Below are 25,038 nucleotides of genomic sequence, written 5' to 3'. Positions count from 1 at the left end.
CCGGCCGAAGCCGGAAGAACGGAAACCTTTAAGCGAAAATCTTGGCGAACGCGTCGAGCGCCGCGACAAGGCTCTTCTTGGCGTCGTCGCCAAGGTCCTTGGTGTCGCGGATCGCCGTCAGAACGCCGGCATGGTCGCTGCGCAGATAGGCGAGCATCGCCTGTTCGTAGCGCGACACGTCGGTCGTCGCGACCTTGTCGAGATAGCCGTTGGTGCCGGCGAAGATCGACGCGGTCTGTTCCTCGAACGGCATCGGCTGGAACTGCGGCTGCTTCAAAAGCTGCGTCAGGCGCGCGCCGCGGTTGAGCAGCTTCTGCGTCGACGCGTCGAGGTCCGAACCGAACTGCGCAAAGGCTTCCATTTCGCGATACTGTGCGAGCTCGAGCTTGATCGAGCCCGACACCTTCTTCATCGCCTTGGTCTGCGCGGCCGAGCCGACGCGCGACACCGACAGGCCGACGTTGATCGCGGGACGGATACCGGCGTTGAACAGGTTGGTTTCGAGGAAGATCTGGCCGTCGGTGATCGAAATCACGTTGGTCGGAATATACGCCGACACGTCGCCCGCCTGCGTTTCGATGATCGGCAGCGCGGTGAGCGAGCCCGAACCATTGTCGCTGTTCATCTTCGCGGCGCGCTCGAGCAGGCGGCTGTGGAGATAGAAGACGTCGCCGGGGTAGGCTTCGCGGCCCGGCGGACGGCGCAGCAGCAGCGACATCTGGCGGTAAGCGACGGCCTGCTTCGACAGATCGTCATAGACGATCACGGCGTGCATGCCGTTGTCGCGGAAGAATTCGCCCATCGTGCAGCCGGTGTAGGGTGCAAGGAACTGCAGCGGAGCGGGCTCCGAGGCGGTCGCGGCGACGACGATCGAATATTCCATCGCGCCATTTTCTTCGAGCTGGCGGACGATCTGCGCGACGGTCGACCGCTTCTGACCGACCGCGACGTAGATGCAATAGAGCTTCTTCGATTCGTCGGTGCCGGCGTTCGCCTGCTTCTGGTTGATGAAGGTGTCGATCGCGACGGCGGTCTTGCCGGTCTGGCGGTCGCCGATGATCAGTTCGCGCTGGCCGCGGCCGACGGGGACGAGCGCGTCGAGCGCCTTGAGGCCGGTCTGGACGGGTTCGTGGACCGAGGTGCGCGGGATGATGCCCGGCGCCTTCACTTCGACGCGCATGCGCTTGTCGGCCTTGATCGGGCCCTTGCCGTCGATCGGATTGCCGAGGCCATCGACGACGCGGCCGAGCAGGCCCTTGCCGACGGGAACGTCGACGATCGTGCCGGTGCGCTTGACGGTGTCGCCTTCCTTGATCTCGGCGTCGCTGCCGAAGATCACGATGCCGACGTTGTCGGCTTCGAGGTTGAGCGCCATGCCCTGCACGCCATTGGCGAATTCGACCATTTCACCGGCCTGGACGTTGTCGAGGCCGTGGACGCGGGCGATGCCGTCGCCGACCGACAGAACCTGACCGATTTCGCTGACCGTTGCGTCGGTGCCGAAATTGGCGATCTGGTCCTTGATGACCTTGCTGATTTCAGCGGCGCGGATTTCCATTATTCAGCCTTTCATCGCAGAAGCGAAGCTATTGAGACGGGTACGGATGCTGCCGTCGATCAGCTGGCTGCCCAGCTGGACGACGAGGCCGCCGAGAATGGCGGGATCGACGGTCGTCGCGACGGTGACGTCGCGCCCGACACGGGATTTGAGGTTGGCGGTCAGCTCCTTGAGCTGCGCGGCGGTGAGCGGGTGCGCGCTGGTGACCTTCGCGGTCACTTCGCCGCGGTGGTCGGCGACGATCGAATCGAATGCGTCGATCATCTTGGGCAGGTCGGCGAGACGGCGGTTCTCGGCGAGCACGCCGAGGAACTTCGCGGTCAGCGAATCGAGCTTCAGCGCCTTGGCGACCGCGGCGATGGCGTTCGCGGCGTCGGTGCGGCTGACGACCGGGCTGGCGATCAGCGCCGACAGGTCGGCCGAATCGGCGAGGCCGGTCTTGAGCGTCGCAAGGCTCTTGGCGACCGCGTCGATCGCGTTCGATTCGCGGGCCAGATCGAACAGCGCGACCGCATAGCGGCCCGCGAGGCCCGCCGTGATGTTGCCCTGAATGCCGCCGGAATTCTCCACGCGCGAAAGTCCTTTTCCTACGATCCCGAGGGGGATGGATGCGCGGATGTGCCCGGCATCCGAAAATGCCCCCGCTGCAAAGTCGGGGCGCGCGTAGCAACGATTTTGCTGCAATGCAAGGCGGGGGTTGGGAGTCTTCCGGCCCCCTTCCCAAACCCGCTCGCCCTGAGCTTGTCGAAGGGCCGTTCTTTCTTCAAAGGTTGTCGGAAAGAAGGACGGGACTTCGACAAGCTCAGTCCGAACGGAAGAGGGATATGCGCGTGGGCGAGATGATCCGGATGACAATGGACGATGGCGCCGGGATCGCCGTCTATCATGCGCGGGCGGAGGGCGAGCGGCGCGGCGGGCTGGTGCTGGTGCAGGAGATTTTCGGGGTCACCGACCATATTCGCGAGCTTTGCGACGACTATGCCGCCGACGGCTATGAGGTGCTGTCGCCAGCGCTGTTCGACCGCGAGCATCCGGGGTTCGAGAGCGACTATTCGGGCCCCGGGTTCGAACGCGCGGTTGCGCTGGCGCGCGAACTGCATCCGTTCGAGCAGAGCCTGAAGGATGCGCAGACGTGCATCGATGCGCTGAAAGGAAAGGGTCCGGTCTTCATCACCGGCTATTGCTACGGCGGCTCGGTCGCGTGGCGAATGGCGCAGATCAGCCCCGACCTCGCGGCCGCATCGGCTTATTATGGCAGCCTCGTCCCGACGCAGTTCAAGGACGAGGCGCCGCAGTGCGCCGCGATCGCTCATTTCGGTCGCTATGACGACGGCATCCCGATGGAAGGCGTCGAGGCGCTGATCGCGAAGGATCATCCGACCGCGCAAATCTTCGTCTATGAGGCCGGGCATGGTTTCAACAGCGACCGGCGCAAGGATTATCACGAGCCGAGCGCCGACCTGGCGCGCGAACGCACGCTGATGCTGTTCAGGACGTGCGGAGGCTAAAGGCGCTTGGCCGCCGCACGATATGCTTCTTCGTGCTCACGCTTGCCGATCGCGATGACCTGCACGATAATCCGCTCGTCGAGCACGCGATAGACCAGCCGATATCCGCTTTTGCGGAGCTTGATCTTGTAACAATCGGCCATGTCCCGAAGTCGCGCAGATGGGACGCGCGGATTATGCAGGCGTTCCCGCAATTTCTTCGCGAATTGTCTTTGGGCCGCCGTTCCAAGCTTGTCCCATTCCTTCCGTGCGCTCGGAAGGAATTCGAGGTCATAGATCGTCAATGTTGACCTTGATGCCTTTCTCGCCGGCGCGCGATCGCACGATGTCGGCCAGCACCATGTCGTCAAGCGCGTCCATGATTTTCTCCCACGCCTCGGCAGGGACCAGATAGGCCTCGGGCGTGTTACGGTTGAGAATCGCGACGGGCGCGCCATCGGCGGCGCGGATGGCGGCCGAGGGATTTTTCTTGAGTTCCGAAATGCTGATGCCGAAGTCGGCGAGAAGCGGTTTTCCCATGACCATTTAATAGGTCTTTTAACTGGTCATGTCAACGCGCGCCAGCCGCCGCCGCTCCACCTGCCGGATGACAGCGATAGACCAGCCGTTCGTGGGGCGTCGGCGGAAGCGCGCTGCGGATCGCGTCCTGCTGCGCGGCGAGGCCCGCGAGCGCGTCGGGGTCGGTCGTGCAGCTCTTGAGCGTGATCGTCGCGCGGGTCTCGCGCGCCTTCGCCATCGTTTCGGCGTCGAGCAGATAGCGTTCGACGCGATAGTCGCGCCCCGCAGCGTCGATCGACGCGACGGTGACGGTCGCTTCCTCATTGGGCACGAGGATGCGCTGCCAGCGGTCGTCGGCGCCGCGCGTATATTGGGTGCGGCCGTTGACGCAGCCGTCCTTGCCGATGGTGATCGGCACGTCGGTCGTCGCCGACACGGTGATGCGGCTGCGGTCGGGGCGGATCGTGCAGAGCAGGCTGCCCTGCGCGAGTTCGGGCGCTTCGGTGGCGGGCGTCTTCGCCGCTTCCTCGGCGATCTCGGCGTGCGCGTCGGGGCGCGTCGCGAACAGCACCGCCGCGGCCAGAATCAGCGCCGCGCCGACGCCGCCCGCGATCTTCGCCTTGCGCATATTCTTCTGGCCATAGAACATCAGCCCGGCACCCGCCGCGAGCGCACCGATCACGAACAGGACGCCCGCGAGCGCGATGCGATTCTCGCGCGCGGCGAGCGCCTCCTCCTCGGCGCGCGCCTCCTTGAGTTCGCGGTCGAGCTTCGCGGCGGCGTTCTTCGCGGCATTGGCCTCCGCGCTCGCGCGCGCGTCGGCGTCGATCGCGGCGCGGCTGCGCGCGTCGGCCTCGGCCATCGACAGGCAGGGGGTGCCGACGCTCGTATATTGCTGGTCCGCATCGGCGAGGAAGCGCATCAGCTCGCGCCCGGAAATGGCGAAGGCGAAGGGCGAATCGCCGTCGTCGGCGCGGGTGATCGCGGTGTTGATGCCGACGATGCGGCCGCATTGGTCGACCAAGGGACCGCCCGAATTGCCGCGCGAGATCTTGGCGGTGTGGATCAACATCGCGACGCCGTCGACCGTCTGCAGGTTCGACATATTGCCCTCGCTGCGCGTCGGGGTGCGCGGGGTGATATAGTCGTTGGCGCTGCGCGCGGTCGCGAGGTCGACATTGCCGGGATAGCCGAGCGCCACGACGTCGGCGCCCGATTCGAGCGGACCGGTGTAGATGGCGGCGACGGGCAGCCGCCCCTCGCTGATCTCGACCAGCGCGAGGTCGCGCGCGGTGTCGATCGCGATCAGCTTGCCGGCGTAGCTTTTCTGCCCCTCCGACGGGACGACGCCGAGCGCGACATTGCCGGGGTATCGCGCCGCCGATTCGACGACATGCGCATTGGTGACGATGCGCGTCGGCGAGATGGCGATACCGCTGCCATGGCCGAAACCGACGACCTCGCCGTCCATCATCGCAACGGTGACGACGCGCACGACGCTGCGCGACGCGGCGCTGATATCGTCGGCGGCGCGGGCCGGAAGGGCGAGAGCGAAGAGGGCGAGCAGCAGGGTGAGCAGGCGGGTCATGGCGCGCACACTAACCCCCCGAACTTTGAACGCAAGCATCGGGACGCGGCGCGAATCGCGCCGTGGCATTCCTTCTCCAACAGCCGAGAAAGGATGTTTTCGATGACCTATCTGATCGAGGGGCTTTGCCCCGATCGCTTTGCGCCCCTGTTTGCGCTCGACGACGCGGGTCTCGCCGCGATCAATGCGCGGCGCGTCACCGCAACCGCGGACCGCGGTTTTCCGTGCCGCATCAGCCTCGAGGATGCGAAGGCGGGCGAGGAGCTGATCCTCCTCCACCACACCAGCCATGATGTCGAAACGCCGTATCGCAGCGCCTATGCCATCTATGTCCGGCCGGGCGTCGTGGCGGCGCGCTATCGCGACGAAACCCCGCCGGTGTTCGAAGGCCGCTCGCTCGCGCTGCGCGCGTTCGATGCGGAGGGCATGCTGCAAACCGCGCGGATCGCAGCGCCGGGCGAGGCCGATGGCGCGATCCGCGACCTGTTCGCCGACGAGGGCATTTCCTATATCGATGCCCATAATGCCGCATACGGCTGTTTCGCCGCGCGGATCGAAAGGGACGAGTCATGAGCCGCGACCTGATGACGGACGACGACCGCTGGCAGGCGGTGCAGGCGCGCGACAAGGCGTTCGACGGACGCTTCGTCACCGGGGTGCTCACCACCGGCATCTATTGCCGGCCGAGCTGCGCCGCGCGGCACCCGCTGCGCGCGAATGTGCGTTTCTTCGCCGACGGCGCCGCGGCGCGCGCGACGGGGCTACGCCCGTGCAAGCGCTGCCTGCCCGACGATGTCGCGCGCGACGAAAGTGCGGTGATCAAGGCCATCGCGGCGATCAAGCAAAGCGAGGAACCGCTCGCGCTCGCCGATCTCGCCGCGCGCACCGGCTATTCGCCGACGCATTTCCAGCGCGTCTTCACCCGCCACACCGGTCTGTCGCCCGCCGCCTATGCCCGAGCGCTGCGCGAGGAACGCGCGCGCGCCGCGCTGAGCGAGGGCAATCGAGTGACCGACGCGATTTACGACGCGGGCTTTTCGGGGCCGTCGCGCTTTTACGAGAATATGGAGGGACGCATGGGTATGACGGCTTCGGCGTGGGTGAACGGCGGCAAGGGCGCGACGATCCACTGGGCGGTGGTGCCGACCAGCCTCGGCGATATGCTCGTCGCCGCGACCGACAAGGGCGTATGCCGTTTGAGCTTCGCCGAGGGACGCGAGGCATTGGAGGAGCGCTTTCCCGCGGCCGATCTGGTCGAGGGCGGCGATGATTTCGCCGCACTGCTGGGGCAGGTCGTCGACGCGGTCGAGGCGCCGGTGAACGGCTTCGACCATATCCCGATCGACGTGAAGGGCACCGCCTTTCAGGAAGCGGTGTGGCGCGAGCTGCGGAAGATCCCGGCGGGCGAGACGCGCAGCTATTCGGACATCGCTGCCGCGGTCGGCAAGCCCGCCGCGGTGCGCGCGGCGGGCAGCGCCAATGGCGCCAATAATGTGGCGGTGCTGATCCCGTGCCACCGCGTCGTGCGCAGCGACGGGTCATTGGGCGGCTATGCCTATGGCCTGCCGATCAAGGACGAGTTGCTGCGGCGCGAAGGCGCGCAGGGGCAGCGGCGCCTCGACGAATTCTGAGGGGAGGCGACCATGGAGAGCAAGGAAGCCGCGCTCGCCGTCTGGCGCGCGTTCGCGACGCGCGACCCCGACCGGATCCGCGCCGTCCTCACCGACGACGCCGAATGGCGCGCCCCGGCGCGGAACGCGACCGCTGTCGCGCTCGGCGTGACCGACCATATGGTCGGCGCCGATGCGATCGTGCGTTTCATTGTCGCGGACTATCCACGGCTGTTTTGCAACGGGATGCGAATCGATCCGATCTCACTGACCGCCGACGGCGACCGCGTCGTCTTCGAGCAGCGCCAGAGCGCGACGCTCGCCAACGGACGCGACTATGCGCTGGACTATGTCTTCATCTTCGAAATGCGGGGGAGGCGCGTCCGGCGTATTCGAGAATATATGGACACGAAGAGCGGCTACGATCAGGTCTTCGGGTCGGCGCCCGCGACGGCGATCGTCTGATCCACGTCCTATGCCGTTACCGACAACGATGGAGTTAGACCATGAATGACAAGATTGCCGAATTCCGCGCGCTGCACGTCCCGGGCGACCCGCTGATCCTCGTCAACATCTGGGACGCGGGAAGCGCGAAGGCGGTGGCGGGCGCGGGCGCGAAGGCGATCGCGACCGGCAGCTTCGGCGTCGCGGGCGCACAAGGGCGCGACGACGGCGAGGATTTTCCGATCGAGGATGTGTTCGAGAATCTCGGCCGCATCCTTGCGGTCACCGACCTGCCCGTCACGATCGACATGGAATCGGGCTATGGCGCCGATCCGGCTGCGGTCGGCGTCTCGGTCGGTCGCGCGAAGGGTGCGGGCGCCGCGGGGATCAATATGGAGGACCGGCTGCCCGGCGCGAACGAACTACTCGCGATTCCCGAAGCGGCGGCGCGTTACCGCGCGGCAGCGGACACCGGCCTCTTCGTCAATGCGCGCTGCGACGCCTTCCGCGGGCAGGATGTCGCAAAGGATGGCGACGCGCTGGTCGCGGCGACGCTCGAACGCGCGCGCGCCTATGCCGATGCGGGGGCGGGCTCGCTGTTCGTGCCCTTCCTGCTCGATCCCGGGTGCATCGGCGCGATCTGCGACGCGTCGCCGCTGCCGGTGAACATCCTGCGCGGCAAGGGCGGGCCGACGCACAAGGAACTCGCGGCATTGGGCGTCGCGCGAATCAGCCACGGGCACCAGCCCTGGGCGGCCGCGATGGCTTGGCTCGCGGCGCAGGCCGGACAGGTGATGGGCGGCGCCGAACCCGATTATTAAACGAAGCTATAAGGATCGATGTCGATCGCGAGGCGGGCCTTCGACGACCATTCGACGCTGTTCACCCAGTCGCGGATCGTCCCTTGCAGGTCGAAGCTGCGCGGCGCGTGGAGGAGGAGGCGGAAGCGGTGGCGGCCGCGCAGCATCGCGAGCGGGGCGGGGGCGGGGCCATAGACGGCGAGGCCGTCGGCGACGGGCGCCTTCGCCCCCAGCCGCTGCGCCTGTCCGCGCGCGACCTCGATATCCTCCGACGAGATGACGAGCGCGGCGAAGCGGCCATAGGGCGGGGCGCCGGCGAATTTGCGCGCCGCGGCCTCGGCCGAATAAAATCCATCACGGTCGTTCGCGACGAGCGCCGCCATCACCGGCGCCTCGGGAACGCGCGTCTGGATCAGCACCTCGCCGGGCTTCACGCCGCGCCCCGCGCGTCCCGCGACCTGCGCGATCTGCTGAAAGGTGCGCTCGGATGCGCGAAGATCGCCGCCGTCGAGCCCGAGGTCGGCGTCGACCACCCCGACGAGCGTGAGGTTCGGGAAATGATAGCCTTTGGTGACGAGCTGGGTGCCGATGATGATGTCGACAAGCCCGCCCTCGACATTGTCGACGAACTCGGCCGCCTTGGCGGGCGACCAGAGGGTGTCGCTGGTTACGATCGCGACGCGCGCTTCGGGAAAGCGTGAGCTCACCTCGTCGGCGACGCGCTCGACCCCGGGGCCGCAGGCGACGAGGCTGTCCTCATCCTCACATTCGGGGCAGAGCCGCGGCGGCGGCATGACATGGCCGCAATGGTGGCAGGCGAGGCGGTGGACGAGGCGGTGCTCGACCATCCACGCGGTGCAGTTCGGGCACTGGATGCGGTGTCCGCAGGTGCGGCACAAAGTCAGCGGCGCAAAGCCGCGGCGGTTCAGGAAGAGCAGGCTCTGCTCGCCCTTGTGGAGCCGGTCGGCGAGCGCGTCGACGAGCGGCGGCGCGAGCCAGCGGCCGCGGTCGGGCGGGTCCTGCCGCATGTCGATCGCGGCAAGATCGGGCAAGGTCGCGCCGCCGAAGCGCGCGGGAAGGACGATATGGCGGTAGCGCCCCGCCTCGACCATCGCGAGGCTTTCGAGCGCGGGGGTCGCGCTCGCGAGGATGACGGGCAGCCCCTCGAAATGTCCGCGCATCACCGCGACGTCGCGCGCGTGATAATGGACGCCGTCCTCCTGCTTGAAGCTCATCTCATGCGCTTCGTCGACGACGATCACGCCGAGCTTGGCATAGGGCAGGAACAAGGCCGAGCGCGCGCCGACGACGATCTTCGCTTCGCCCGCCGCGATGCTGTGCCACGCGCGGCGGCGCTCGGTGGAACGCAGACCGCTGTGCCACGCGACGGGCTCGCAGCCGAAGCGCGCGGCGAAACGCGTCAGCATCGGCTCGGTGAGCGCGATTTCGGGGAGCAGGACAAGCGATTGTTTCCCCGCGTCGATCGCGGCGGCGATCGCCTCCATATAGACTTCGGTCTTGCCCGATCCGGTGACCCCGTCGAGCAGCAGCGTTTCGAACTTCGCCGCGGCGACCGCGTCGCGAAGCTGCCCCGCGGCGGCGGTCTGCTCGTCCGACAGGTCGGGCGGGGCGAAGCCGGGATCGGGTTCGGGATAGGGCTGGTCGGCCGACACCGCGACGGCTTCGAGCGCGCCCGCTTTCACCAGCCCGCGGATCACCGCCTCGCTGACCTCGGCGAGCGCGGCGAGTTCGCGCACCAGCCCTTGCCGCGTCCCGATCTTTTCGAGCGCGACGGTCCGCTGCGGCGTCATCCGCGCGGGCAGTTCCCCCGTGGCGCGATATTCGACGATCGGGCGCCGCGCGTCGGCGAAAGCAGCGCCGGGAAGCACCATGCGCAGCACCGATCCCGGCGGGGCGAGATAATAGTCGCTCGTCCATTCGACGAGCTTGCGCAGCGGCGCGGGCACCGGCGGGACGGGCACGACCTCGAACAGGTTGCGCAGGCGATTGTCGCCGACGGGCTCGGGCGCGCCAAAGCTCGCATCCTCCCACACCACGCCGCCCATCCGCCGCGGTCCAAGCGGCACGACGACGACGCTGCCGAGCGGGGCTTCGCTACCATAGGGCACGCGATAGTCGAGCGGGCCGAGGGCGGCGGTCAAAAGAAGGACGCGGGCGCGGGTCATGGGTCGGGCAGGATATAGGCGCGCGGGGAAAATAGGAAAGCGGTGCTGGGGGACTTCCCATTCTTTCGTCATGCCGGACTTGATCCGGCATCCATTCCCGCGCCCGCGGCATGGACCCCGGATCAAGTCCGGGGTGACGATGATGGTCAGGTGGAGGCGAGCGCCGCCTTCTTCACCGCCCGCTTCGCCGGCTTCGGCCGCTTGAACCAGAAGGACCAGACCGCAAAGCTGCCGAGCATCGTCAGCGACAGGCCCGAGATCGTCAGTATGATGCGCCACGCCCAGCCGCCGACCTTGCCCGCGTGGATCGGGAAGGCCATGTTGAATGCCTGCGCGCCGCTGGGCAGCGCGAGCGCGTCGCGCGCGCCGAGCACTTCGCCCGTCGCGGCGTCGAAGGCGAGCGTCGTGCGGCCGTTGGGCAGCCATTCGGCGGGCTGCTTCATGCGCAGGCCGATCGGGTCGCCATCCTTGCGCGGCAGGCTGAGGATGCGGAACTCGGCATCGGGGAAGCGGCGCCGCGCTTCGGTCAGCATCGCGGTGTAATCGGGCTTTTCGGCGAGCGGGCCGCCGCTATATTTCGGCGGGTCGAGCGCCTTTGCGGTTTCGGCGACCGGACCGAAGGGCGCGACCACCCCCAGGGCGAAGGGGCGGAAGATCATCATCGTGCCGGTGACGATCGAGATTAGCAGCAGCGGCGCGACGACGACGCCGAGGTCGCGGTGGTGCATCACGATCGCGGGGCGGCTCATTCGCTTCGGCCAGAGGCGGAACTGGAAGGTCTTACGCGTCCGCCACCACAGGATGACGCCTGAAATCACGAAGAACAGCCCGCACAGCCCGGCGATTCCGATCACCCACTCGCCATTGTCGCCTGCGAACAGATGATGATGGAAGTCGAAGATCCACAGTTCGGGCCGCTCCCACTGGCTCGCCCAGCGCGTGACGATCTCGCCCGACTGGCTGGCATAGGCGCCCTCGCCTTCCGCGAAGCGCAATTGGTGCAGCCCGAACCGCGCGTCGGCATAGATGATGCCCTGCGCGCCCGGCGTCGCCATCAGCTTTTCGGTGGTCGCGGCGACCGTCGTGAGGTCGCCGCGAAGTGGGTCGCCGGTGCCCGGAAACCCGATCCACAGATGCTCGTAGAGCAGGATCGTGCCCGACAGGCCCATGAGCGCCAGCACGAGGCCGATCAGGCCCCCCGTCCAGCGATGCAGCGTGTCGAGCAGCTTCATCATCAGAAGCGGTAATCCCAGCCGAGCGTGAAGGTCCGCCCGCGCCCGGCGAAGTTGAAGAAATTATCGGTCGGCCGCTGGGTGTCGCTCGCGTAGCTGATATATTGTTTGTCGAACAGATTCTGCACCGCGAGGCTGACGCCGCCGAGGCTGGTCTGATAGCGCAGGAAGGCGTCGGTCAGCATATAGCCTTCGAAATCGTTGCGCGGGTCGCGGTCCGGCCCGTCGAAGCTGCGCGACAGGTAGAATTGCGTCTGCACCCGCGCCGACAGCGGGCCCTTCGCATAAGCGGCGGCGAGATTCAGGCGGTCGGGTGAGATGTTCGCGCCGTCGAGGTCGGTTTCGACGACGCCGTCGTCGTCGGTGTCGGACTGCCCCGTAATATGGGCATAGCCCGTCGACAGCGTCAGCCCGTCGATCGGCATGCGGACGGACAGGTTGATCTCCAGCCCCTCAATCTCGACGCGCTCGCGCTGGACGGTAAAGATGCCGTCGCCGCCGGCGCGCAGCCGCTGGCCGTTCTTGCTCGTCGACCAGAAATAGGTCGCACTGGCGTCGAGCGGGCCGCGCTTCGCCTCGATGCCAATCTCGCGGTTGTTCGAAACGATCGGCGAGATGTCGAGGAAATTGTCGATGTCGACCCCGGTTTCTTCCACCGCGCGGGTGATGCGGCCGACGTCGGGTGCGGTATAGCCCTCGGCATAGCTCGCATAAGCGCGGATGCCCGTCAGCGGCTCGACGATGATCCCGCCGTTGATCAGCACATCCTCGAAGCCGGGGCTGCCGCCCGCGACATCGACCCCGCCATAGGTCGCCGGGTCGCTGCCGTCATAGGTCGTCGCCGCCAGCGTGTGATAATCGGCGATCTTGATCTTCACATTTTCATAGCGCGCGCCGCCCGCCAGGCGCAGCGCGCCGTCCAGCAGCTTTAAATTGGCCTGTCCGAAGGGGGCGAAGCTGCGGAACTCGGTCGGCGGCACCCACGCGCGGCCGGTCGCGATCAGCCTTTGCTCGGTCTCGTCCCACAGCGCGTCGAAGCCGGCGATCAGCGTCAGCGCCTCGAAACCGGGAACCGCGCGCTCATAGCTCAGCTTGCCGCCGATCTTGCGGCTGCGGTTCTGCGACTGGTCGAACAATGTGCCGGCCGGCGCGATCGTCGGGTCCTGAAAGCTCGCGATCGGATTGGGCTCGCCGCCGAAGGTGTCGCGGCTGCGGTTCCAGAAGATCTGGCTGACGAAATTGCCGCCGCCAAGGTCGGTGTCGGTGAGCGACAGCGCGACGCTTTCGGTGCGGTTGGTGGCGGGCACGCCCGGCGGCAAGCCGGGCTCGGCGCTCGTCGGCAATCCGCCGAGCTTGTCGCCCGCGACCGGGGCATAGTCGCCGTCGCCCTCAAGCTCGAAACGGCTCGCGATCAGGTCGAGCCGCATCGTGTCGGTGACCGCATAGCCGAAGCGGCCGAAGAGCGAGAGCGCCTTCGAATCCATCGTCTCGCCCTGCGTCAGGTTGATGCCGACCGGGCGGCCCTCGCCGTCGCTGAAAAGCCCGCGCAGCTCGTAGGCGGCGCCGACCGAGGCGTCGAAACGGCCGGCCTTGTACTGGACGAGGCCCGCCGCCTTGCCGCCCATTCCGGCGCGCGAGAAATCATTGTCGGCGGTCGCCTGGAGCAGCGTGCGGCCCGACACGCCTTCTTCGGCCGGGGCGCCGACGGTGACCTGGTTGATGATCCCGCCGGTGCCGCCGATCCCTTGCAGCGCATTCGATCCGAAGATGACCTCGACCCGGTCGACGAAGAAGCCGTCGATGGTGAAGCCGTCGCGGCTGCCGTCGCGCAGCGGGGTCGATTGGGGGATGCCGTTGATCGCATAGAGCGGCGCGCGCCCGCGCAGCGTCTCGCCCGACCCCGACAATTTCTGCCGTGTCGGCGAGAAACTGGGGGTGAGCGTCGACACCGCGTCGGTCACCGAGCCCGAAATCGCGAGCTGCTGGTCGAGCGCGTCCTTGTCGATGATGTCGATCGTCAGCGGCAGCGCGCTCGGCGGCAATATGGTGCGCGCGGCGGTGACGACGATCGCGTCTTCGCCCTCCGCCGTAGCGGCGGGCGCGACATCCTGCGCGACGGCGGGCGAGGAAAGCGCCGTGCAGGCAAGCGCGGCGAGGGCGAATTTGCGATTCATCTATAGACTCCTGTTTCGGAGCGCGCGCTAGTGCGACACATTCGCAAAAGCAAGAGGTTTTGCGTGAGGGTGGCGGATGAGGGGTGGGACCTGCCTTTTAATCCTCCCTGCGGCGAAGCCGTGGGGAGGGGGACCGCCGCCGCAGGCGGTGGTGGAGGGGCTGCGACGGTGCGTTATAGCCCCTCCGTCAGCCCTTCGGGCTGCCACCTCCCCATGCCTGCGGCACAGGGAGGATGTTTCTTTCCGGGATGACAGATAGGGAAGGTCGGGAAACCACCCCGCCCCACATGATCGCCCTGCAAGGGGTGACGCGGCGCATCAAACCCCGCTATCAGCTTGACCATGCGGGAAAAGGAATTGCGCTTCGCCCTGATTTGCTACGGCGGCATCAGCCTTGCCGTCTATATGCACGGTATCACCAAGGAGATATGGCGGCTCGCCGCCGCATCGCGCGCCTTTCACGATGGCGAGGCGATCGCGGGGTCGGGGGGCGTCTATCGCGACCTGCTCGCCGCGATCGCGGATCGCGGCAATATCAAGCTGCGCGTGCTTCCCGACATCATCGCGGGGGCGAGCGCGGGCGGGATCAACGGTATCTTCCTCGCGCGCGGGCTCGCGACGGGCAAATCGCTCGATCCGCTGACCGAGCTATGGTTGCAGGACGCCGACGTCGACAGCCTGCTCGATCCCGATGCGCGGCCGCTGTCGGCGATGACGAAATTCTGGGCGGTTCCGATCGCCGGCTGGGCGATGAAGCGGCGCGGCAACGCGATCGACCGCACCGTCGGCGAAACGGCGCAGGACGAGGTGCGCGCCAAGCTGTCGCGCTTCGTGCGCGCGCGCTGGTTCGAACCGCCCTTCGGCGGCGAGACCTTCACCAACCTGCTTCTGGACGCGTTCGACGCGATGGATGCGGGGGCGCAGGGCCCGCCGCTGATGCCCGCCGCGCAGCCGGTCGATCTGATCGTCTCGGTGACCGATTTTGCCGGGCACAAGGAGCAACTGACGCTCAACAGCCCGCCGCGCGTGACCGAGCAGGAACATCGGCTGGTCATGCAATTCCGGCACAACGGCCGCGCGGGCAAGCGGCTCGACGATGTGCCGGCGCTCGTCGCCGCGGCGCGCGCGACCGCGAGCTTTCCGGGCGCCTTTCCGCCCTTCACGCTGCGCGAGCTCGACAGTGCGCTCGAAAAGCGCGGCGCGGGCTGGCCGGGGCGCGACGCCTTCATCCGTGCGCAGCTGCCGCGCGATGCCGATAGCGACCCCGCCGACCGCGTGCTGATCGACGGCGCGGTGCTCGCGAACGCGCCCTTCCGTCCGGCGATCGCGGCGCTGAAGCAGCGCCCGGCACGTCGCGAGATCGACCGCCGTTTCATCTATATCGATCCCAAGCCCGATTATAAGGCGATCAGCATCGGCAAGCCGGGCGAACCCGACGAAGAGGGGCAGCTTCCGGGCTTCCTGCCGACGATCCTCGGCTCGCTGTCGGCGATCCCGCGCGAACAGCCGATCCGCGAGAATATCGAGATGATCGAGGGCATGTCGCGCCGCATCCGCCGTATGCAGCACATCATCGACGCGATGAAGGTCGAGGTCGAGGAACAGGTCGCGGCGCTGTTCGGCACGACCTTCTTCCTCGACACGCCGACCCCGGCGCGGCTCGCGAAATGGCGCGCCAAGGCGCAGGATCAGGCGGCGGCGCGCGCGGGTTTCGCCTTCGCGCCCTATGGTCATCTGAAGCTGTCGGCGGTGATCGACGAGCTCGGAAACATCGTCGACCGGCTCGTCCCGCCCGAGGGGCCGGTGCATGTCGTCAACCGCCGCATCGCGATGTGGACCGAGGCGCGCGCGCGCGGGCTCGACCGGATTTCGGGCAAGAAAGGCGCGGGCGCGAGCAGCGAGGCGATCGAGTTTTTCCGCACCCACGACCTCGGCTTTCGCATCCGCCGCCTGCGCTTCCTCGCGCGCGAACTCGACACGTCGGTCGAGGCGACGCGCGAGAAACGCGACCCGGTGTGCGAGGAGATGCGCGAGACGATTTTCGCCGCGCTCGGCCAATATCTCGAGCGCGAGGGCGATGCCTGGCTCGCCGACCTCGACGTGCCCGCCGATACCGAGCCCGGGCAATGGATCGACGCGATCGCCGCGCGCCGCGACCTTGTCGCGCTTGATGCCGAAACCGATATCGTCATCGCCGCAGCGCTCGAAAAACTGCCCAAGGACGACCGGCGCACGATGCTTTTCGCCTATCTCGGCTACCCCTTTTACGACATCGCGACGCTGCCGCTGCTGCAGGGCGAGGGGTTCGACGAGTTCGACCCGATCAAGATCGACCGCATCTCGCCGTCGGACGCGACCGCGATCCGCACCGGCGGCGCGGCGGCGATGCTGAAGGGGGTCGAATTCAACAGCTTCGGCGCCTTTTTCAGCCGCGCCTACCGCGAGAATGACTATCTCTGGGGGCGGCTCCACGGCGCCGACCGATTGTGCGACATCGTCGCGAGCAGCGTGAACGGCGACGGCGCGGTGCCGGCGGAGGAACTGAAGGCGCTCAAGCGGCGTGCGTTCCACGCGATCCTCGACGAGGAGGAGGGGCGGTTGCCGAAGGTGAAGGCGTTGATCGCGGAGTTGAGGGGGGAGATAGGCTAGCCATCCTCGTCATCCCCGCGAAAGCGGGGACCCAGAGTGTGCTTCGGCTTACTTCGCACCTGGGTTCCCGCTTTCGCGGGAATGACAATGTTGGAGAGGTTGGCAGCGAGACCGATCAATCCGTCAGATCGTCCCACATTTCCTTGATGCGGCCGAAGAAACCTTGCGATGCAGGGCATTCCTCGCCGGTCTCGGTCTCGCGGAATTCGCAGAGCAATTCCTTCTGCCGCGCGGTGAGTTTCGTCGGCGTCTCGACATCGATCTGGACGACGAGGTCGCCGTGGCCGCGGCCGTTCAGCACCGGCATGCCGGCGCCGCGCTGGCGGAGCTGCTTGCCCGACTGGATGCCCGCGGGGATCGAGATGTCGTGCTTCTTGCCGTCGAGGCCCGGAATGGCGATCTCGCCGCCGAGCGCCGCGGTCGTAAAGCTGATCGGCGCGCGGGTGAAGAGCGTCGTGCCTTCGCGTTCGAACAGCTTGTGCCGCGCCATGTGGAGGAAGATGTAGAGGTCGCCCGGCGCGGCGCCGCGCGCGCCGCTCTCGCCCTCGCCCGACAGGCGGATGCGCGTGCCCTCGTCGACCCCGGCGGGGATGTTGACGGTCAGCGTCTTGCGCCGGTCGACGCGGCCTTCGCCATGGCATGAATTGCACGGGTCGGCGATAACCTCGCCCGCGCCCTGACAGGTCGGGCAGGTGCGCTCGACCATGAAGAAACCCTGCTGCGCGCGCACCTTGCCGTGGCCGGCGCAGGTCTGGCAGCGGTTGGTCCGGGTGCCGGGCTTGGCGCCCGATCCGTCGCACGTCTCGCAGCGCGCGGCGACGTCGACCTCGATCTCGCGCGTGCAGCCGGCGAAAGCGTCCTCGAGCCGGATTTCCATGTCGTAGCGCAGGTCCGCGCCGCGTGCGGGGCCGCGCTGCTGGCGCGCGCCGCCGAACGCTGATCCGAAGATCGATTCGAAAATGTCGCCGATGTCGCCGAAATCGGCGCCATTGCCGCCGCCGTTCGCGCCGCGTACGCCGTCCTTGCCGAAGCGGTCGTACATCGCGCGCTTCTGCGGGTCCTTCAGGCAGTCATAGGCTTCGCTGATCGCCTTGAAGCGCGCTTCGCTGTCGCCGCATCCCGGATTCTTGTCGGGGTGATATTTCATCGCGAGCTTGCGATAGCTCGCCTTCAGCGCCGCATCGTCGGCGCTGCGCTCGACTTCGAGCAGTTCGTAATAATCGATGTCGAGTGACATGGCGTTCAATCCATAAATAGGGACTGTCCCTATTTATTCCCTGTTCCTGAAGGCGACGGGGCCGCCGCGCTCAATAAATAGGGACAGTCCCTATTTATGACGCGGCGGCGCGTGTCCATCTTACTTCTTGTCGTCTTCGACTTCGGAGAATTCGGCGTCGACAACGTCTTCGTCGGTCTTCGCCCCGCCTGCATTGGCGCCGGCATCTTCGTCGGCGCCGGGGGACGCGGCCGACTGCTGCTCCTTCTCGTAGATCGCCTGGCCGAGCTTCATTGCGACCTGCGCCAGCGCGCCGGCCTTTTCGGTCATCGCGGCGGCATCGCCGCCTTCGACCGCGGTCTTGGCTTCGGCGATCGCGGCTTCGATCTCGGACTTCAGCCCCGCGTCGACCTTGTCGCCATGCTCGGCGATCTGGCGTTCGGTCGAGTGGATCAGGCTTTCGGCGTTGTTCTTCGCCTCGGCCGCCTCGCGGCGCGTCTTGTCTTCCTCGGCGAACTGCTCGGCATCCTTGACCATCTGGTCGATGTCCGAATCCGAAAGACCGCCCGAGGTCTGGATCTTGATCTGCTGTTCCTTGCCGGTGCCCTTGTCCTTGGCGTGGACCGACACGATGCCGTTGGCGTCGATGTCGAAGGTCACCTCGATCTGCGGCACACCGCGCGGTGCGGGCGGGATGCCGACGAGGTCGAACTGGCCGAGGATCTTGTTGTCCTGCGCCATTTCGCGCTCGCCCTGGAACACGCGGATCGTCACCGCCGACTGATTGTCGTCGGCGGTCGAATAAACCTGCGACTTCTTGGTCGGGATCGTCGTGTTGCGGTCGATCATCTTGGTCATAATGCCGCCCAGCGTCTCGATACCCAGCGACAGCGGGGTGACGTCGAGCAGCAGCACGTCCTTGACGTCGCCCTGCAGCACGCCCGCCTGGATCGCGGCGCCGATCGCGACGACTTCATCGGGGTTCACGCCGGTGTGCGGTTCCTTGCCAAAGAAATCCTTCACGACTTCGCGCACGCGCGGCATGCGCGTCATGCCACCGACGAGCACGACTTCGTCGATTTCGCTCGCCGAAATGCCGGCATCCTTGATCGCCTTCTTGCACGGCTCGAGGGTGCGCTTCACCAGCTCTTCGACCAGCTTTTCGAGGTCCGAACGCGTGATCGTTTTCACCAGATGCTTCGGCCCGTTGGCGTCGGCGGTGATGAAGGGCAGGTTGACCTCGGTCGTCGCGGCGGTCGACAGCTCGATCTTCGCCTTTTCGGCGGCTTCCTTCAGGCGCTGGAGCGCGAGCTTGTCGCCGCGCAGGTCGATGCCTTCGTCCTTCTTGAAGCCGTCGGCGAGATATTCGACGAGCTTGCTGTCGAAATCCTCACCGCCGAGGAAAGTGTCGCCATTGGTCGACTTCACCTCGAACACGCCGTCGCCAACTTCGAGCACCGAGATGTCGAAGGTGCCGCCGCCAAGGTCATAGACCGCGATCGTCTTGTTCTCGGTCTTGTCGAGGCCATAGGCGAGCGCGGCGGCGGTCGGCTCGTTGATGATGCGCAGCACTTCGAGGCCCGCGATCTTGCCGGCGTCCTTGGTCGCCTGGCGCTGCGCGTCATTGAAATAGGCGGGAACGGTGATCACCGCCTGCTCGACCTTTTCGCCGAGATAGGCCTCGGCGGTTTCCTTCATCTTCTGAAGAATGAAGGCCGAAATCTGCGACGGCGAATAATCTTCATTGCCGGCCTTGACCCACGCGTCGCCGTTGCTGCCCTTGACGATCGTATAGGGGACCAGCTCGGTGTCCTTCTTGGTGATCGGATCGTCGAACCGGCGGCCGATCAGGCGCTTCACCGCGAAAACGGTGTTTTCGGGGTTGGTGACGGCCTGGCGCTTCGCCGGCTGGCCGATCAGGCGCTCGCCATCCTTCGCAAAGGCGACGATCGACGGGGTCGTGCGCGTGCCTTCGACATTTTCGATAACCTTGGGTTTTCCGCCTTCCATCACCGCGACACAGCTGTTCGTGGTGCCGAGGTCGATCCCGATCACTTTGGCCATTGATAATACGTCCTTGTTGCTTCTTCCGGCGCCCTGAAAAGGCACGCCGTCCTGTTGATCCCATGGGGGTTACATGGGCGCGATATAGGTGCGCTAATCCTTGGCACAAGGGCTTTCACGGCTTATCGAGGGTGCGAATTTGTCGCGCTTTTACGGAGTCCTCCCAAAATGAAACCCTTCGCCTCGAGTCTCTTTGGCGCCGCCCTTGCCGTCGCCGCGCTCAGCCTGACCGGCTGCGGCGAAAATCTCGGCGCCGGGCAGCCGCTCAACGTGGTCAGCGGCCATATCGTGATGGGGGCGACGCCCGATCGCCCGTCGGTCGGCTATTTCCGCGTCGAAGGCGGCCCGCGCGACGTCGAGCTGGTCGCGGTGACCAGCGACCTCGCGCAGCGCGTCGAGATGCACGAAAGCGTGCGCGAGAACAATGTGACGACGATGAAGCCGCTGCTCCGCGCCGCGGTCCCCGCCAAGGGCGAACTCGTGTTCAAGCAGGGCGGCAAGCATCTGATGATCTGGGGCATCAACGGCGCCGCGGTGCGCGCGGGCAAACTGCCGATGGCGTTCGTCTTCACCAACAATAATAATGAACGCATCCTCTTCGACCTGGTGATCAAGCCGGCCGAAGGCGGCGCCGAAGCGGCCGGTCATGGCGCGATGGACCATGGTTCGATGGAGAAAGGCGCCGAAGGGGCGGCGCCGGACGCCGCGAAGAAGTAAGCATCGGTGCCGCGCTCGTCACGACCGCTGACGGCTGGCGAGATCGCGCTCGCGCGGACGGTGTTCGGCGACGCGATCGCCTATGACCGGGTACGCATCTGCCACCATAAATGGATATTCTTCCAGCCGCGCCATATCGTGATGGCGCCGATGGGCAGCATCCACTTCAACCCGCATGGCGATCTTTATTGCGACGATTTCAGCGCGGCGTCGCAGCGGCTCCAGGGGCTGTTCATCCATGAAATGACGCATGTGTGGCAGGCGCAAACGCGCGGGCGCTGGTATCTGGTGCTGATGCGCCATCCGTTTGCGACCTACAGCTACAGCCTCAAACCCGGCTGGCCGCTCGCGCGCTACGGGCTTGAGCAACAGGCCGAGATCGTGCGGCATTACTGGCTGCTGACGCAGGGCATGGTGGTGGGCGGCGCGCCGGGGGTGGAGGCCTATCGCGCCATACTGCCCTCGTCGTGGAGCGCGGCGTGACGGCCCGGCGATAAATAGCGGCTAGCCAGACGGGCGGCGTTCGTCCTATGTTCCCGCCATGGATGGAAGCTCGCTCATCGTCGCCCTTGTCGCCCTCGCCATCGGCGCGCTGATCGGCTGGCTGTTTGCCGGACGGCAGTCGGGAGGACTCCAGGCCGAGCGCGACGGTCTCGCGGAGCGGTTCAGGAGTGCCGTGACCGACCTCGCGGCCGAGGCCGAGGCGCGCAAGGCGGCGGATATCCGGCTCGCGGCGCTGCTCAGCGAACAAAAGGCGCGCGACGCGGCGCACGATGCGCAGATCGCGCAATTGAAGGACGCGCAGGCCGCGCTCACCGCGCAGTTTCGCGAGGTTGGACAGGCGATGCTGGGCGAAGCACAAAAGGCGTTCCTCGAGCGCGCCGAGGCGCGTTTCAAGGAAAGCGAGACGACCGCGGGGAAGAGTTTAGAGGCACTGCTGCAGCCGGTTCACCAGCGACTCGCCAAATATGAGGAGGCTGTCGGCAAGGTCGAAGCTGATCGGCAGAGTGCCTTCGGAATTCTGCAAGGGCAGATCGAATCGATGCGGGCACAGAACGAGCGCGTTTCGAGCGAAGCGGCAAAGCTGGTCAACGCGCTCAGGAACGCGCCCAAGGCGCGCGGGCGCTGGGGCGAACAGCAACTCCGCAATGTGCTCGAAAGCTGCGGGCTTTCCGAATACGCTGATTTCCAGACCGAGGTCAGCGTCGCGGACGGCGACGGCGGGCGGCTGCGCCCCGACGTCGTCGTGAAAGTGCCGGGCGGGCAGAGCCTCGTCATCGACGCCAAAGTGTCGCTCAACGCCTATCAGGATGCCTTCGGCGCGGTCGACGAGCGCGAGAAGGTGACGCACCTCGCCGCGCATGCCGCGGCGATGAAGGCGCACGTCAACACGCTCGGCGCCAAAAGCTATTGGAACCAGTTCGACGACACGCCCGATTTCGTCGTGATGTTCGTCCCCGGCGAACATTTCCTCGCCGCCGCGCTCGATCAGGACCATGAGCTTTGGGATTATGCCTTCGAACGCAAGGTGCTGCTTGCCACCCCGACCAACCTCATCGCCATCGCGCGCACCGTCGCGGCGGTGTGGCGGCAGGAGAAGGTTGCAGGACAGGCGCGAGAGATCGCGGCTCTTGGCAAAGAGCTCTATGCGCGCATGTCAGTGATGGGCTCCCATATCGCGCGGGTTGGTCGCAATCTTGATCAGGCAACGGGTGCGTACAATGCCTTTGTTGGCAGCTTCGAGTCGCAGGTGCTGACGCAAGCGCGACGTTTCGAGAGTTTGGACATAGAAACTGGAGACAAGTCACTTGCGACTCCGCCCGCGGCGGAGCAGAATGCTCGTCTCATTACTCGAATACCGACGACCGAGCCTCCAACGGAGAACGGCGTCGATGCCTAGCTTGACCAGCTGACCCCATTAATGGGAGGAATGTAATATGGGCCCATAAAGATTGAAATGAGCGGAACGTGCCGTGACGGTGATGCTAAGATTCCCTTAGAAGATCTGACTATCCTCCCGAGAGATTGTATTTCATTGCAGCGACGGGGTTTTCGGAAGTCCTATTTATATTCTTGCTGAACAATAATCGCGGTTCGTCTGATGTGGCCCTCCATAGAGGAGAACAGCTATGTCGATGCTGCACAAATATTGCGCTGAAGTTGAGCCGAACGCTTGGCAGTGGTTTATTACCACTCCAGAAGGCCGATGGATTGCGGTATCTGCATGCAAGTTTCCGAATTTTTCGGAAGCAATGCAAGCATTGAAGAGCTTTCTTAAGTTGCTGAAGCCTTAGCTGAAGCGCGAGATTGCTGGTCGAGGAGAGGCAGGCGAATTTCGCCTGCCTCTTTCTATTTAAATCACCCGCTTCAGCACCGCGGTCTGCCCGCCGCTTCCCGTCAGGATCAAGGTGCCGTCGGTCGGAAAGGTCAGGCTAACCGGGCCGCGCATAAGCGCGAAGAAGGCGCTTTCCTGCGTCATGCCCGCGCCGGGGCATGCCATCTTGGTTGCCATCAACGGGTCGGCGGTCAGCGTGCGATCCGCAACCGCATAGCCGCCCGAAAACCGGTTGCAGCCCGCGCTGCCGCTCAGCCGGTCGGCTTCGAAGGCGAGCGTGGTCGGGCGATCGGCCGCGACGGGCACCCCGCCGATCGACACGAAGGTCCAGTTGGTTCCCGCAAGCTCGGTCGGCGGCAAGATCCCGCCGCCGCAGCCCTTCACCGTCTTGCCGTCGGCGGTCACCGTCACCGTGTCGCGATAGCGGCGGTCGCTCATCCCGTCGCTGCATTCGCCGCGCGCGACCTCGACCTTCAGGCGATCGGTGACATAATGTTCGCCGTTCGCGACGGCGCGCGCGCCGGGGTTCGGCACCATGATCTTGGTCTCGCCATAATCGCCGTCATAGTTGAGCCGCGACGGCGTGATCTCGAGCGTCCAGCCGGGCTCGGTGCCGAGCGCCATATAGGCGGCGGGCGGTTCGCCGGGGCCTTGCGGGCCTTCGGCGACAGGCGCGCAGGCGGCGAGCATCAAGCCAAGCGTACAGACGGAAAGATATTTTGACATGCGCGCACTCCAACAGCCCGTTCGTGTCGAGCCCTTCGACTGCCTTACAGGCGCTCAGGATAAACTTCCAGCTTGGCTGGAAGTCGAGACACCCGTCGGTACGGCGCATGGTCGAGGGGCATCTCGACTTCGCTCGATGCGAGCGGGTTGGAATCACGACAGTATAGCATAGGGATGGCCGCCGCCTGAACGGAATTGCGCGCCGCTCAATTCCGCCGCTGGTTCAGCACCTCATAGGCCATCACCGCGGTCGCGATCGCGGCGTTGAGGCTGTCGGCCTTGCCCAGCATCGGCATCTTCACCCGCACGTCGGCGGCGGCGGCATAGGCGGGCGGCAGGCCCTGCGATTCATTGCCGGTGAGGATGAAGGTCGGCGCGGCATAGCGCACCGCCTGATAATCCTCGGTATCGCCGCCGAGCCACGTCGCGACGAGTTGGCCGGGCCCTTGGCGCAGCCAGGGCAGGAATTCCTCCCAGCGTGCGACCACGAGCTTTTGCGTGAAGATCGCCCCCATGCTCGCGCGCACCGCCTCGACCGCATAGGGGTCGGTGCTGTCGTCCAAGAGGATCAGCCCGCCGGCGCCGACCGCGTCGCCGGTGCGCAGCATCGTGCCGAGATTGCCCGGATCGCGCAGGCGCTCGGCGACGAGCCAGATCGGCGCCGCGTCGCGGTCGAGATCGGCGAGCGTCGTTTCGGGTTCGGCATAGATGCCGACGATCGTCTGCGGATTGTCCTTGCCCGACAATTTGGAGAGGATCGCGGGCGTCGTGTCGATCACTTCGCCCCCCGCCGCCATCGTCGCGTCGGCCAGTGCCTTCGCGAGCGGATGCGCCGCGCCCTCGGGGCCGAGGAACAGCCATTGCGGCAAAACGCCCGCCTCGCGCGCTTCGGTCGCGATGCGCAGCCCTTCGGCGAGGAACAGCCCCTCGGCGCGGCGATGGCGCTTCTCGCGCAGCAGCCGCATCCGCTTCACCAGCGGATTCGACAGGCTTTCGATGGTGGAACGGCGCATGCCGTCAATCCTCGCCGAAGCTGTCCTTGACCAGCCCGACGAGTTTCAGCAGCGCCGCGTCGGCGCCGTCGCCCTTCGTATGGATGGTGATCGAATCGCCCTTGGCGGCGCCGAGCATCATCAATCCCATGATCGACGTGCCGTTGACGCGCGATCCGCCCTTTTCGACCTCGACCGACACGCTTTCGGGCAGGCGGCTGACGAAGGTCACGAATTTGGCGCTGGCGCGCGCGTGGAGGCCGCGCTGGTTGGTGATTTCGACCGTCTCGGAATTTTCGTTCAAGGGCCTACTCCCAGCATTTCCGACGCGACCGAGATATATTTCTGGCCGGCTTCCTTCGCCGCGATCACCGCGGCGCGCAACTCCATCGTCTTGCGCGCGCTTTCGAGGCGGATCAGCATCGGCAGGTTGACGCCGGCGATCACTTCGGTGCGCCCCGCTTCGAGCAGGCTGATCGCGAGGTTCGAGGGCGTGCCGCCGAACAGGTCGGTCAGCATGACGACGCCGCGGCCTTCGTCGACCTTGCGAATCGCGTCGGCGATTTCCTTGCGGCGCATTTCCATATTGTCGTTGGGGCCGATGCACACGGTCGCGATCGCCCTTTGGGGACCGACGACATGCTCCATCGCGCGCACCATTTCCTCAGCAAGGCGGCCGTGGGTGACGAGCACCATTCCCAAAAGCGGCAGAGCCTTATCGTTCGGCATTGCAGTCGTCGA

24 protein-coding genes are annotated in these 25,038 nt (G+C 66.1%); 10 read left to right on the top strand and 14 right to left on the bottom strand.

Features of this window, described 5'->3' with window-relative positions:
• Positions 1–28: 28 nt before the first annotated feature.
• Positions 29–1,558 carry a F0F1 ATP synthase subunit alpha gene (atpA, locus tag GGR90_RS05050; protein WP_167919870.1) on the bottom strand — a complete coding sequence of 510 codons (1,530 nt, stop codon included), beginning with the start codon at positions 1,556–1,558 and terminating at the stop codon, positions 29–31.
• A 3-nt stretch (positions 1,559–1,561) separates the two neighbouring features.
• The gene (locus GGR90_RS05045; protein ID WP_167919868.1) at positions 1,562–2,128 is read right to left on the bottom strand and encodes a F0F1 ATP synthase subunit delta; all 567 of its coding nucleotides are present in this window, start codon (positions 2,126–2,128) and stop codon (positions 1,562–1,564) included.
• Between the two features lie 254 nt (positions 2,129–2,382).
• On the opposite strand from GGR90_RS05045, the gene GGR90_RS05040 reads away from it, so the two are divergent.
• Positions 2,383–3,066, top strand: a complete 684-nt coding sequence (locus tag GGR90_RS05040) for a dienelactone hydrolase family protein (protein WP_167919866.1) — start codon at positions 2,383–2,385, stop codon at positions 3,064–3,066.
• Here the strand turns inward: GGR90_RS05040 and GGR90_RS05035 are convergent.
• The 3 genes from GGR90_RS05035 to GGR90_RS05025 are packed head-to-tail and all read right to left on the bottom strand — an operon-like array spanning position 3,063 to position 5,152.
• Positions 3,063–3,350 (bottom strand): type II toxin-antitoxin system RelE family toxin, encoded by a 288-nt coding sequence (locus GGR90_RS05035; protein ID WP_167919863.1) that lies wholly within the window; start codon positions 3,348–3,350, stop codon positions 3,063–3,065. The two genes, GGR90_RS05040 and GGR90_RS05035, sit on opposite strands and share 4 nt — an antisense overlap.
• The gene (locus GGR90_RS05030) at positions 3,337–3,585 is read right to left on the bottom strand and encodes a type II toxin-antitoxin system Phd/YefM family antitoxin (protein WP_167919861.1); all 249 of its coding nucleotides are present in this window, start codon (positions 3,583–3,585) and stop codon (positions 3,337–3,339) included. Before GGR90_RS05030 ends, GGR90_RS05035 begins: the two co-directional genes overlap by 14 nt.
• 31 nt (positions 3,586–3,616) lie before the next feature.
• Positions 3,617–5,152: a S1C family serine protease gene (locus GGR90_RS05025; protein ID WP_167919859.1), complete on the bottom strand. Its 1,536-nt coding sequence runs from the start codon at positions 5,150–5,152 to the stop codon at positions 3,617–3,619.
• Positions 5,153–5,254: 102 nt separating this feature from the next.
• Here GGR90_RS05025 and GGR90_RS05020 point away from each other — a divergent pair, with 102 nt between their 5' ends.
• From GGR90_RS05020 to GGR90_RS05005, 4 genes are read left to right on the top strand one after another with little or no spacing between them, the layout of a single operon-like run.
• A complete protein-coding gene (locus GGR90_RS05020; protein ID WP_167919857.1) occupies positions 5,255–5,725 on the top strand; it encodes a DUF1203 domain-containing protein in 471 nt (156 codons plus the stop codon).
• Complete coding sequence (gene ada / locus GGR90_RS05015; protein WP_167919855.1) at positions 5,722–6,783, top strand: bifunctional DNA-binding transcriptional regulator/O6-methylguanine-DNA methyltransferase Ada; 1,062 nt, start codon at positions 5,722–5,724, stop codon at positions 6,781–6,783. The genes GGR90_RS05020 and ada overlap by 4 nt, the downstream gene beginning before the upstream one ends.
• Positions 6,784–6,795: 12 nt before the next feature.
• Positions 6,796–7,227, top strand: a complete 432-nt coding sequence (locus GGR90_RS05010; protein WP_167919853.1) for a nuclear transport factor 2 family protein — start codon at positions 6,796–6,798, stop codon at positions 7,225–7,227.
• 41 nt (positions 7,228–7,268) lie between these two features.
• Complete coding sequence (locus GGR90_RS05005; protein WP_167919851.1) at positions 7,269–8,027, top strand: isocitrate lyase/PEP mutase family protein; 759 nt, start codon at positions 7,269–7,271, stop codon at positions 8,025–8,027.
• Here GGR90_RS05005 and GGR90_RS05000 read toward each other — a convergent pair.
• From GGR90_RS05000 to GGR90_RS04990, 3 genes are all read right to left on the bottom strand, one after another.
• Positions 8,024–10,192, bottom strand: coding sequence for a primosomal protein N' (locus GGR90_RS05000; RefSeq protein WP_167919849.1), 2,169 nt, complete (start codon positions 10,190–10,192; stop codon positions 8,024–8,026). The genes GGR90_RS05005 and GGR90_RS05000 overlap by 4 nt on opposite strands.
• Positions 10,193–10,338: 146 nt before the next feature.
• Complete coding sequence (locus GGR90_RS04995; RefSeq protein ID WP_167920822.1) at positions 10,339–11,424, bottom strand: PepSY-associated TM helix domain-containing protein; 1,086 nt, start codon at positions 11,422–11,424, stop codon at positions 10,339–10,341.
• A gap of 2 nt (positions 11,425–11,426) precedes the next feature.
• A complete protein-coding gene (locus tag GGR90_RS04990; protein ID WP_167919847.1) occupies positions 11,427–13,598 on the bottom strand; it encodes a TonB-dependent receptor in 2,172 nt (723 codons plus the stop codon).
• 342 nt (positions 13,599–13,940) lie between these two features.
• On the opposite strand from GGR90_RS04990, the gene GGR90_RS04985 reads away from it, so the two are divergent.
• Complete coding sequence (locus GGR90_RS04985; protein ID WP_167920821.1) at positions 13,941–16,247, top strand: patatin-like protein; 2,307 nt, start codon at positions 13,941–13,943, stop codon at positions 16,245–16,247.
• Between the two features lie 115 nt (positions 16,248–16,362).
• Here the strand turns inward: GGR90_RS04985 and dnaJ are convergent, their stop codons facing one another.
• Both dnaJ and dnaK read right to left on the bottom strand, forming a co-directional pair.
• Positions 16,363–17,484, bottom strand: coding sequence for a molecular chaperone DnaJ (dnaJ, locus tag GGR90_RS04980; RefSeq protein WP_167919845.1), 1,122 nt, complete (start codon positions 17,482–17,484; stop codon positions 16,363–16,365).
• Between the two features lie 120 nt (positions 17,485–17,604).
• The gene (gene dnaK, locus GGR90_RS04975) at positions 17,605–19,527 is read right to left on the bottom strand and encodes a molecular chaperone DnaK (RefSeq protein WP_167919843.1); all 1,923 of its coding nucleotides are present in this window, start codon (positions 19,525–19,527) and stop codon (positions 17,605–17,607) included.
• Between the two features lie 168 nt (positions 19,528–19,695).
• On the opposite strand from dnaK, the gene GGR90_RS04970 reads away from it, so the two are divergent.
• From GGR90_RS04970 to GGR90_RS04955, 4 genes are all read left to right on the top strand, one after another.
• Complete coding sequence (locus tag GGR90_RS04970; protein WP_167919841.1) at positions 19,696–20,244, top strand: copper chaperone PCu(A)C; 549 nt, start codon at positions 19,696–19,698, stop codon at positions 20,242–20,244.
• 6 nt (positions 20,245–20,250) lie between these two features.
• Entirely contained in the window at positions 20,251–20,727 is a 477-nt protein-coding gene (locus GGR90_RS04965) for a vgr related protein (RefSeq protein WP_167919839.1), read from the top strand.
• Between the two features lie 58 nt (positions 20,728–20,785).
• The gene (locus GGR90_RS04960; protein ID WP_167919837.1) at positions 20,786–22,144 is read left to right on the top strand and encodes a DNA recombination protein RmuC; all 1,359 of its coding nucleotides are present in this window, start codon (positions 20,786–20,788) and stop codon (positions 22,142–22,144) included.
• Positions 22,145–22,373: 229 nt separating this feature from the next.
• Complete coding sequence (locus GGR90_RS04955) at positions 22,374–22,538, top strand: hypothetical protein (protein ID WP_167919835.1); 165 nt, start codon at positions 22,374–22,376, stop codon at positions 22,536–22,538.
• A gap of 59 nt (positions 22,539–22,597) precedes the next feature.
• On the opposite strand, the gene GGR90_RS04950 is transcribed toward GGR90_RS04955, so the two are convergent.
• From GGR90_RS04950 to GGR90_RS04935, 4 genes are all read right to left on the bottom strand, one after another.
• The gene (locus tag GGR90_RS04950) at positions 22,598–23,305 is read right to left on the bottom strand and encodes an META domain-containing protein (RefSeq protein WP_167919833.1); all 708 of its coding nucleotides are present in this window, start codon (positions 23,303–23,305) and stop codon (positions 22,598–22,600) included.
• Positions 23,306–23,511: 206 nt separating this feature from the next.
• Positions 23,512–24,318: a TrmH family RNA methyltransferase gene (locus tag GGR90_RS04945; protein ID WP_167919831.1), complete on the bottom strand. Its 807-nt coding sequence runs from the start codon at positions 24,316–24,318 to the stop codon at positions 23,512–23,514.
• Positions 24,319–24,322: 4 nt separating this feature from the next.
• Positions 24,323–24,601: an HPr family phosphocarrier protein gene (locus GGR90_RS04940; protein WP_037555414.1), complete on the bottom strand. Its 279-nt coding sequence runs from the start codon at positions 24,599–24,601 to the stop codon at positions 24,323–24,325.
• On the bottom strand, positions 24,598–25,026 hold the full coding sequence (locus tag GGR90_RS04935) for a PTS sugar transporter subunit IIA (RefSeq protein WP_167919829.1): 429 nt from the start codon (positions 25,024–25,026) through the stop codon (positions 24,598–24,600). Before GGR90_RS04935 ends, GGR90_RS04940 begins: the two co-directional genes overlap by 4 nt.
• Between the last annotated feature and the right edge of the window lie 12 nt (positions 25,027–25,038).

This window comes from Sphingopyxis italica, from assembly GCF_011926545.1.
In the GTDB taxonomy this organism is placed as follows: domain Bacteria; phylum Pseudomonadota; class Alphaproteobacteria; order Sphingomonadales; family Sphingomonadaceae; genus Sphingopyxis; species Sphingopyxis italica.
This window is presented reverse-complemented; position numbering and strand designations above follow the sequence as displayed.

Coding starts and splice junctions, on each gene's coding strand:
- atpA (WP_167919870.1), bottom strand. CDS start 1,558: ATGGAAATCCGCGCCGCTGAAATCAGCAAGGTCATCAAGGACCAGATC.
- GGR90_RS05040 (WP_167919866.1), top strand. CDS start 2,383: ATGCGCGTGGGCGAGATGATCCGGATGACAATGGACGATGGCGCCGGG.
- GGR90_RS05030 (WP_167919861.1), bottom strand. CDS start 3,585: ATGGGAAAACCGCTTCTCGCCGACTTCGGCATCAGCATTTCGGAACTC.
- GGR90_RS05025 (WP_167919859.1), bottom strand. CDS start 5,152: ATGACCCGCCTGCTCACCCTGCTGCTCGCCCTCTTCGCTCTCGCCCTT.
- GGR90_RS05020 (WP_167919857.1), top strand. CDS start 5,255: ATGACCTATCTGATCGAGGGGCTTTGCCCCGATCGCTTTGCGCCCCTG.
- ada (WP_167919855.1), top strand. CDS start 5,722: ATGAGCCGCGACCTGATGACGGACGACGACCGCTGGCAGGCGGTGCAG.
- GGR90_RS05010 (WP_167919853.1), top strand. CDS start 6,796: ATGGAGAGCAAGGAAGCCGCGCTCGCCGTCTGGCGCGCGTTCGCGACG.
- GGR90_RS05005 (WP_167919851.1), top strand. CDS start 7,269: ATGAATGACAAGATTGCCGAATTCCGCGCGCTGCACGTCCCGGGCGAC.
- GGR90_RS05000 (WP_167919849.1), bottom strand. CDS start 10,192: ATGACCCGCGCCCGCGTCCTTCTTTTGACCGCCGCCCTCGGCCCGCTC.
- GGR90_RS04995 (WP_167920822.1), bottom strand. CDS start 11,424: ATGAAGCTGCTCGACACGCTGCATCGCTGGACGGGGGGCCTGATCGGC.
- GGR90_RS04990 (WP_167919847.1), bottom strand. CDS start 13,598: ATGAATCGCAAATTCGCCCTCGCCGCGCTTGCCTGCACGGCGCTTTCC.
- GGR90_RS04985 (WP_167920821.1), top strand. CDS start 13,941: ATGCGGGAAAAGGAATTGCGCTTCGCCCTGATTTGCTACGGCGGCATC.
- dnaJ (WP_167919845.1), bottom strand. CDS start 17,484: ATGTCACTCGACATCGATTATTACGAACTGCTCGAAGTCGAGCGCAGC.
- dnaK (WP_167919843.1), bottom strand. CDS start 19,527: ATGGCCAAAGTGATCGGGATCGACCTCGGCACCACGAACAGCTGTGTC.
- GGR90_RS04970 (WP_167919841.1), top strand. CDS start 19,696: ATGAAACCCTTCGCCTCGAGTCTCTTTGGCGCCGCCCTTGCCGTCGCC.
- GGR90_RS04960 (WP_167919837.1), top strand. CDS start 20,786: ATGGATGGAAGCTCGCTCATCGTCGCCCTTGTCGCCCTCGCCATCGGC.
- GGR90_RS04955 (WP_167919835.1), top strand. CDS start 22,374: ATGTCGATGCTGCACAAATATTGCGCTGAAGTTGAGCCGAACGCTTGG.
- GGR90_RS04950 (WP_167919833.1), bottom strand. CDS start 23,305: ATGTCAAAATATCTTTCCGTCTGTACGCTTGGCTTGATGCTCGCCGCC.
- GGR90_RS04945 (WP_167919831.1), bottom strand. CDS start 24,318: ATGCGCCGTTCCACCATCGAAAGCCTGTCGAATCCGCTGGTGAAGCGG.
- GGR90_RS04935 (WP_167919829.1), bottom strand. CDS start 25,026: ATGCCGAACGATAAGGCTCTGCCGCTTTTGGGAATGGTGCTCGTCACC.